The following is a 353-nucleotide window of genomic DNA, read 5'->3' on the forward strand; positions in this document are numbered from 1 at the left end:
GTTGCTGACTATTGCTTGAAAAATCATGTCGCAGCAATGGGATGGAGTCTGCGTGAATTAACCCAGGCAGAACGTTCTGGGATACATACATTTTTGGATTACTGTAATCTGGCAAGAACTCAGTACAAATCATTCGACAGTGTATGCCGCATGGTAGAGGATGTGAAAGAAGGAGACCTCCTATGGATGCGCTCAAGAAATGAAGGGAAATACTATATTGCGAGAGTTAAGGCGAACAGTACTTGGGAGTTTCGCGAGGATGCAGCACAGATTGATGCAGCAAATCAGTTGACCAATATAGATTGGTATCCTGCTACAGATAAGGCAGATGAAGAATCCGTTCCTGGTGCTGT

At 44.2% G+C, this 353-nt stretch carries 1 protein-coding gene; it reads left to right on the plus strand.

Features of this window, described 5'->3' with window-relative positions; genetic code table 11:
• Positions 1-353 (plus strand): hypothetical protein (locus tag DW677_RS18575; RefSeq protein WP_347473204.1); only part of this gene is annotated, 353 nt, incomplete at both ends.

Origin of the sequence: Clostridium sp. AM25-23AC (genome assembly GCF_003435125.1) — a bacterium.
In the GTDB taxonomy this organism is placed as follows: Bacteria; Bacillota; Clostridia; order Lachnospirales; family Lachnospiraceae; genus Pilosibacter; species Pilosibacter fragilis.